This is a genomic window from Pseudarthrobacter oxydans, from assembly GCF_013314975.1.
Taxonomy (GTDB): domain Bacteria; phylum Actinomycetota; class Actinomycetes; order Actinomycetales; family Micrococcaceae; genus Arthrobacter; species Arthrobacter oxydans.
In genome coordinates this window covers 1-1,749 of record NZ_JABTYH010000077.1, presented here as the reverse complement: position 1 = coordinate 1,749, position 1,749 = coordinate 1, and the positions used below count along the sequence as shown (strand labels likewise).

Annotated in this window: 1 protein-coding gene, 1 tRNA gene and 1 pseudogene; 2 read left to right on the top strand and 1 reads right to left on the bottom strand. The window is 63.2% G+C overall.

Annotated elements, in window-relative coordinates:
* Positions 1–723, top strand: a 723-nt coding sequence (locus HTS88_RS21930) for a tyrosine-type recombinase/integrase (RefSeq protein ID WP_174182299.1), incomplete at its 5' end; no start/stop codon positions are given.
* A gap of 61 nt (positions 724–784) precedes the next feature.
* Here HTS88_RS21930 and HTS88_RS21925 read toward each other — a convergent pair.
* Positions 785–874 (bottom strand) — tRNA-Ser (locus HTS88_RS21925).
* Positions 875–1,038: 164 nt separating this feature from the next.
* On the opposite strand from HTS88_RS21925, the pseudogene HTS88_RS21920 reads away from it, so the two are divergent.
* Positions 1,039–1,749, top strand: a pseudogene (locus HTS88_RS21920) (HNH endonuclease signature motif containing protein); the annotation flags it as partial.

Below are 1,749 nucleotides of genomic sequence, written 5' to 3'. Positions count from 1 at the left end.
ATCCGCTGCTATGGCATCCTTGCCAAGATCCTGGATATTGCTGTGAAGGACCGGCGCCTTTCCTCGAATGTCGCCAGGGGGGTGAAGATGCCTAGGAAGGTCAAGAAGGAGCATGTCTATCTGACCCATCAACAGGTGCACGACCTTGCCGCCGAAGCGAAACACGGCACTTTGGTTCTGGTCCTCGCCTACACCGGCCTCCGCTGGGGTGAAGTCACGGCGCTCCGGGTCAAGGACGTAAATCCTATGCGCCGTCGTCTCAACGTCGTTCTAAACGCCGTCGAGGTCGGCAGCAAGATCGAGGTCGGTACTCCCAAGACGCACAAGAAGCGCACCGTCCCGTTCCCGGCGTTTCTGGCTGACGCGCTCGCAGTGCAGATGGCCGGGAAGCACCCTGATGATCTGTTGTTCCCTGGCGACGACGGCAAGTACATGAAGCGGGGCGGTACAAGCCAGACAAGCAGGGGCTGGTTCGTAGGTGCGCTTGGCCGCGCTGGTCTCGAACGGATGACGGTCCACGATCTCCGCCATACTGCCGCATCGCTGGCCATCTCGGCGGGAGCGAACGTGAAAAGCGTTCAGGCGATGCTGGGTCACGCCTCCGCAACAATGACGCTGGACACCTACGCTGACCTGTTCCCGGATGACTTGGACGCTGTGGCCGTCGCGCTCGATGCCGCTGCATCACAACAGGTTGCGCTCAAAGTGCGCTCACGAGACTGAATTACAAAAAGCGAAGGCGCCTACTTCGCTGTGTTATCAACGATGTAGACGCCTTCTTACTTGGCGGTGACGGTGGGATTTGAACCCACGTTGGCTTTGACACCAAACAACATTTCGAGTGTTGCACCTTCGGCCGCTCGGACACGTCACCAACCTCAATAGGGTACCGGAGCAAGGCGTGCATCCCCAAAACGGGATTGTCGGGAGGAGCTCCCGCTGCCCTGGCAAAGAGGCCGGAAAAAGATTTTCACAATTCTTTTCAGCCGGGGTGCACCGGGCCCCTTAAATGTCAGACCCTCGCATGAAGATGGATTTATGGAAGGCAATCCGGTGGTGGTGGAGGCGGAGGCGTTTGTTGATGCTTTGGTGGCTGCTTTCACGGCCGTGCTCAGCGGCGCTGCTGTTGCCGGCACGACCGGTTCCGGTACGGCTGTTTCTGGCCTTGGTGGCGTTGAGCCTGGCGCTGGCGGGATTGGTGATGATCCGTTGCACCGGGTTGCTGATGGGGCGTTGGATGTTCTTGCGGGGGTGGCGCGGTCGGAGGCGAAGCTGGCAGCGGTGAAGGCGCAGGCGGTGCAGGTGCTCGCTGCCGCCACGAGTGTGGTGAACGGTCCGCCGTCCTCGCCGCAGGAGGCCACGGCCCAGGACCGGAGCCTGGTGGCCGAGGTCGGGTGTGCACTGGTGATCGGTGACCGTGCCGCCGGTGCCTTGTTGGCCGAGTCCCACGCCCTGGCCACCGCCCTGCCCCGAACCCTCGCAGCGTTGGGGTCCGGGACGATTTCCTGGGCCCATGCCCGGGAAATGGTGGACCAGACCGTGGGCCTTGACCGGGCCGGGGCCGCCGCCCTGGAGGCCCACTTCCTGGACCCGGACACGCCACGGCCGGCCGGGGCGGCGACGATCGGTGAGATGCCGGCCTACCGGTTCAAGGCCAAGGCCCGCACCTGGCGGGAACGCCACCATCCCGAATCGCTGGAGAAACGCCATACCAAGGCCGCGGCGGACCGGCGGGTCGAATACCGGCCT